We start from the raw sequence: 6,240 nt of genomic DNA, 5'->3' as shown, positions 1-6,240 counted from the left end.
ATAAGATTTTGTTCAGAGCCGAAAATCACCTCCGCAATAGCTTTGGACAGCTCCGTCTTTCCTACTCCGGTAGGCCCAAGGAACATAAAGGAGCCGATGGGACGCTTAGGATCCTTTAAACCTACACGGCCTCTCTTGATGGCTTGCGCAACAGCCTTCACCGCCTCATTCTGACCAATCACTCTTTCGTGAAGAAGATTTTCAAGATTCTTCAATCTTTCCGTCTCCGTTTCTTCCAGCTTCTTGGTAGGAATCTTCGTCCAATCGGAAACTACCTGGGCAATGTCCGATTCCCGAACGTGAAGACGATTCTCTTCCCTTTCCTTCTTCCAAAGCTCCAGTTCCTTACTCAGGCGCTTTCTTTTCTGTTCCTGTTTTCTCTTAATCTGAGAAGCCCCTTCAAAATCTTCCCTACGAATGCAATCTTCCTTTTCTTCTTCAAATTCTGCAATCTGGGCTCTTAGTTTTTTGATGGCTGCAGGCTCTCCGCTATTTAAGATGCGAATTTTAGAAGCAGCCTCATCGATTAAATCAATGGCCTTATCCGGCAAATATCGATCGTTAATATAGCGGGCGCTAAGCTTTACCGCCGCCAGAATAGCCTCTTCTTCAATTACAACCTGATGATGCTCTTCGTAGCGCTCTTTAATTCCTTCCAGAATCTTGATGCTTTCCTCTTCCGTAGGTTCTTCTATAGTAATCGGCTGAAAACGTCTTTCCAGTGCCGCATCCTTTTCGATGTGCTTTCTATACTCCTCCAAGGTGGTTGCACCGATAATCTGCAACTCTCCTCTGGCCAGAGCAGGCTTTAAAATATTGGCAGCATCCAGTGCTCCCTCAGCACCTCCCGCTCCGATGATGGTATGAATCTCATCAATAAAAAGGAGCACCTCACCGTCTGTTCTTGCCTCTTGAATAACCTTCTTAATCCTTTCCTCGAACTCTCCACGGTATTTGGAGCCTGCCACCATGGCAGATAAGTCCAAGGTTAATAAACGCTTTTTTAAAATACTGTCCGGAACATCCTTTGCCGCAATTTTATTGGCCAAGCCTTCCACCACAGCAGTCTTCCCCACTCCCGGTTCTCCCACAAGACAAGGATTATTCTTGGTTCTTCTGGACAGAATCTGAATCATTCGCATAATTTCCTGTCCGCGACCAACCACAGGATCCAACTTTCCTTCCTTTGCCAACGCAGTAAGATCCCGGGAATACTGATCCAATGTCGGCGTCTGCACGGATCGTACTTCCTTCTCTCTATTATTTCTCTCTTCCACCAGATTGTCTCTTCCGATGGCGGAATTTAACTGGGTATAAATCTTCTGCATGGAAACACCCAAAGTTGAAATAATTCGGGATGCCACACAGTTTCCATCCTTCAAAATGGCCATCAAAAGATGCTCGGTTCCCACCAGACGGGACTGCCCCTCTCTGGCTTCCTGCATCGCCTGCTCCAGAACTCTCTTGGCAGATGGGGTATAACCGCTGGGGTCTGCAAGAGAAACACCGCTTTCTCCGCTAACCATAAACTTGGCAATCATATCCGCAATCTTTTCTTCCGTTACGCCATTTGCCTTTAAAACCTTCCCTGCAACGGCTGTACCTTCCCGTACAAGACCTAAGAGGATATGCTCTGTTCCAATATATTGATGATGACACTCTTCAGCCACCTCTATGGCAAGTTGTAAAGACCTTTGCGCCTGTATCGTAAACTGATTCATCTTCTCCACCCTATCCTTTTCTATACAATACTGTTTCTGCTTTTATAGTCCCTAAAAGCAGTGTTGTCCAGTTAAAATTTTCTGATTGAATCTAAATATTTTATCATGATAGCAAAGCTTTTTGAATAATCTGTGAAGGAGTCCTATAAGAAATATTTTCATGAAAAAAAGCAGTATAGCCTTAGGACGGATCTCCTACTTTTTATGGCTATACTGCATGATAAACAGCTTCTACATCATGTTTCTCTTAATTCTATAAGCCATTACAGCTTTTAAATTCTTTATGGCTCATAGAACTTACAGCTCTTCGATTTCCAGCTCTACTTCTTTGGTATGCTCCAAAGAATCCTCTTTTTTATGCTTCTCTTTATCCGCCAATCGCTTCTTATCTTCCGCAGATAAGGAAATCGCTCTGGTGGCTCCTAAATCCGCATCTTCAATATCGGATCCGTTTTCACCCTCATGATGCACATTGGGTCTACGTCCAATCAGCTTGGTTCTTCCCTCTTCTTCCTCTTCCTCGGAGAAATCCTTTTCCTTCATGGGAAATTCCTCCTTTAAAGAGAAACGCTCTACATTGGGTCGGCTTTCCTTTCGCTCTCGCTCCAAGGTTTCTTTCTGGAAGGCAATAACTTTCTTCAATCTGCTACGTGTCTGCCACAGGAAGATGGATAGGGCGGCAAGGAGCAAAGCCACTAAGGCAAAAACTATGCTTAAGATGGTCTGAACATTATATTTTCCTACCAAAGTATCATATTGAGTCAATAAAGTCGGATAGCTTTCCGCATTTTTCTTCTGCTCAGCCTCTAAAGGATCCTGAAAATACCGCTGAATGGTTTTTTCCTTTAAGTCATAACGATAAAAATGTAAATCCCCAGCATCGTTCATTCCATAAACAATGATGTACTGATGCTCTGTATCAGCCTTCCATACCCATCCCTTTACCTGATGACCGTCTACATCAATGGTGCTTTCCCAAAAGCCATCCGGAATCTTTACATCGGAGCCGGGATTCATAATGGTAATGCTCTTGTCCTTTGCGGTAAGCTTAACCCCCTCGTTCTTGGTCTCCGCCTCTTCACTTTCTTCTGCAGAGGCCGAGGTTTCCGCCGCACTTTCACTGCTTGTTTCTTCCGCAGTAATATTTACAGCGCCCTTTCCCACATGGGTAAGGTTTAAAAGACTTTCATCCCCGCTGTATATTTCCTGCTTTTCTACCGTAATACTGGACTGTCCTGCGGAAGCAGCCTTGAATTTCAAAGCAAATGCCAAGGTGTTTGCTACGGAATTATCGCCGGTACCGTGTACACGCAGAGTTCCTGCACCTCCATCAGTATTCGTTCCGCTGACAAACTGCAAAGAATTGCTGTCGTAGCGAAGGGTGATATCCACTCTGGCTAAAGGAGTATCACTTTTAATCTTCATATTCACCGTGATTTCTTCTCCCACCTTGGCAGTCGGATCGGAAAAGCTCAGTTGTCCGTCTGCCGCAAACACAGCCATGGAAAACAGAAGGCTGAGCAGGCAAGTATATAGTATATATTGTAATGATTTCATTATTATTTCCTCAAATTCCTCTGATTCGAGTCTTCCCATCCTCTGACAGTACCCGAAGTTTTACTCGACATATTCCGTTATATTTTACTGAAAGAAGAGAATTCTTTCAAGACTTTTTAACCAAGAGGACTCTTCCCGATCTCCACTACTTCTACACCGCTTTCAGTCTTCCCTGCTGTGCTACTGCTGTTTCCATTAGCGCTTGTATTTCCGGCATTGTTTGCTGCGCCGTTTCCGCTTCCCGAGGTATTTCCGGAACTGCTTCCACTGTCTTTTCTTGTGGGCTTCTCATCACCGGTAGGAATCGGCTCTTTCTGTCCCGGCATATCCTTATATACAGGGATGGAGAAAACCAGCGCTTTATTTTTCATATCCTTGCTGTAAGCGGAGGATAACTTGGCTCCTTCCTCTGCAGCGCCCTGTACATTAGTCATGTACTGATGCTTAAACAGGTTGGAGCCCTGTACATTCCATTTCTTCAGATACAAAGTATTCTGTCCCGCATTCATATAATTTTCCGCAAAGAACTGTGCTCCGCCCACAATGGACTTTTCTCTGGTATTCCAGGGACGCATATAGCTGCCACTTTGCTTGGCATACCAGATTCCTCTCTCGATGGCTCCCATCTTTCCGTCCTGGTAAGCTCCGATATTAAAATAATTATAATGTCCGCTACTTCCGGAAATAGAACCGCTGGTTCCTTTTCCCTGCTCCTGTAAAATCATGGAAGCCAGAACATAGGGATTCTGCTTAGACTGCTCTGCAGCCTTCATAATGATACTCACATAATCCACACCGCCTGCATTGGTTCCGCTGTTTGTATTGGAATTGTCTGTAGATGCCGCTGTGGTTTCGGAAGGAATAACCGTTCCCTCCGCATTTGATAAGGTTGTTCCCGGTTCTTCGTTGGAAATAACCACTGTTTCCGTTGAACTCTGGGCAGAGGAAGCATCTCCTCCGCTGTTTCCCCCATTTCCACCGGCTTGACTTCCGCTATCCATAAAGCTACCCTTTAGCATAGCTACCAAACCGTCTCTGGTTTGCTCATCAGGATTATAGCTATGGAGTAAGAATTGGAAAATGTAGGACTCATCCAAAAAGTTTCTGGGATCCATATAGTACGCAGTTAATTGTCTGGAGGCACCAACCCAGGTAGGACCGTCAAATCCTACCCATGTTCCTGTATTCCAGTCATATTTTCCCTGATCGGTGGACTTCCAGGATGAAATAGCATTCTTGTCTACAAGACTGCCTGTTCCTTCCATTTCACCGTCTAAAACTCTCTGCCAATCCAAATTGGTATGTAAAGCCTTAAACTGCCAGTTAGGGAACTCTGCATGAAGGGCTCTTAAGCCGTCCTTATAGGCTTCCGGAAAGCCCTGTTGATTCAAAGCGTTCTCAAAGGCCTCATCCCTTTGGTATTGAACCGGAAATTTTACAAAATCGGAACGGATATATCCGTTTCCCCCCTGGAAGCTAACCGGATACCAGCTTTCTCCGGAGGAGTTTTGTACCGGATCCCCTACTTTTACGGCTGTATTGGAATAAAGGTTCGTCACCTTTTTACTGTTTTTATTGGCTTCAGCCCTTACATTGACCATACTGCCTTTAATTACGGCATCCTTTTCTGCAGCAAAAGCTTGCGTAGCAAAAATACTGCTCAAGATTAATCCTAAACTTATAAAACCTCTCCAACTTGTCTTTATCATTTTTCTCCCTGCCCTTTACGCCAAAGAAGGATGTTCTCGAAGAAGCATCTCTTTGTGATCCATCAGGGAAAAAATCCCTGTCTTTATACATCTGCATTTCTATCGGAAATTATAAAGATTAAAAAATAATTTTCAATGAAGATTTTCTTGCATCATTTTAATTTTTTTATTTCCTCCCGTCAATGCTTCTTGGAATTATTCAGACAAATGACAAAGAAACGTAATGAACGAGGATATAAAGAGATTATAGCTGGAATGAATTTATCCTCTACCGTATAGCTTTTGGAACGGGACACGCTCTCGCTAACCTCGCCACGTAACGGCACTAAGCTTTCACAAAACAAAAGCTAAGAGCCGACGGGCTCAGATTGTCCCTTATCAAAAGCTATCCAAGAAGAGATAAATTATGATACTCCTCTGCTTATAGACTCTAAAATAATGTAGAAGGAAGCAAAAAGGGCTGCAAAAATCAAGATTCGGAAGAAATTTTCGACAATATAGGTCTGAATGCGGGGTAGTCTGAGCCAACCGGTACTTGCGAAAAACAAGTGGAACGTAGTTTTTCGCTTAGTATCCGCTGTGAGGCGAGGCTAGCGAGAGCGTGCCCCGTTTCAGACCTATATTGCTGAAATTTCTTTATGAGCTTAATTTTTTACAGTCCTTTTTTGCTTCCTTCTGTATTGTTTTTTCTACCTCGTATTACACCGGGTAGGCTTTATTTTCTTTGTCCGCGTTCTTTAACGCGATGCCGGATTTCTGAGCATCTCTGTACTGGAAGAAGTCCTTGGCTACCTGAGGGAATAATGCATAAGACAGTACGTCTTCCGGCTGCTGTGTCCATTCCTTACATTCTTCCTTAAACTGCTCAAGCTGTGGGGGAATATGATCTGCAGGGCGATCTGTCATCTGCTTCTCTCCCTTTAAGACCTTCTTCAGCATTTCTTCATCCATAGGCTTTACGGTTCTACCGAACTCTCCCGCAACCAGCTTATAAGACTCCTTGGGAACCATCTTATAACGCTCTCCGGTAATAACATTCATTACCGCCTGGGTTCCTACAATCTGAGAAGAAGGAGTAACCAGTGGCGGCTCTCCAAAGTCCTTACGCACTCTTGGAACCTCCTCCAAAACCTCCTGAAGCTTCTCGTCCTTTCCTGCCTGATGAAGCTGGGAAATCAGGTTGGATAACATTCCTCCGGGAACCTGATACTTTAAGGCCTTAATATCTACGCCCAATACCTTTGTGGAAAGGA

Annotated in this window: 3 protein-coding genes and 1 pseudogene; all 4 read right to left on the bottom strand. The window is 44.2% G+C overall.

Translation table 11 applies throughout. The features are described 5' to 3' along the window. A partial coding sequence (locus ACO4PX_RS07895) for a Clp protease N-terminal domain-containing protein (RefSeq protein ID WP_485572196.1) occupies positions 1-1,721 on the bottom strand: 1,721 nt, incomplete at its 3' end. Positions 1,722-2,018: 297 nt separating this feature from the next. Further along, the gene (locus ACO4PX_RS07890; RefSeq protein WP_485545675.1) at positions 2,019-3,278 is read right to left on the bottom strand and encodes a cohesin domain-containing protein; all 1,260 of its coding nucleotides are present in this window, start codon (positions 3,276-3,278) and stop codon (positions 2,019-2,021) included. Between the two features lie 116 nt (positions 3,279-3,394). After that, positions 3,395-4,987, bottom strand: coding sequence for an N-acetylglucosaminidase (locus ACO4PX_RS07885; protein WP_485549603.1), 1,593 nt, complete (start codon positions 4,985-4,987; stop codon positions 3,395-3,397). A gap of 699 nt (positions 4,988-5,686) precedes the next feature. Continuing rightward, a pseudogene (locus ACO4PX_RS07880) lies at positions 5,687-6,240 on the bottom strand (oxaloacetate decarboxylase subunit alpha); the annotation flags it as partial.

The sequence above is a fragment of the Oribacterium sp. genome, assembly GCF_057249185.1.
This window is presented reverse-complemented; position numbering and strand designations above follow the sequence as displayed.

Coding starts and splice junctions, on each gene's coding strand:
- ACO4PX_RS07885 (WP_485549603.1), bottom strand. CDS start 4,987: ATGATAAAGACAAGTTGGAGAGGTTTTATAAGTTTAGGATTAATCTTG.
- ACO4PX_RS07890 (WP_485545675.1), bottom strand. CDS start 3,278: ATGAAATCATTACAATATATACTATATACTTGCCTGCTCAGCCTTCTG.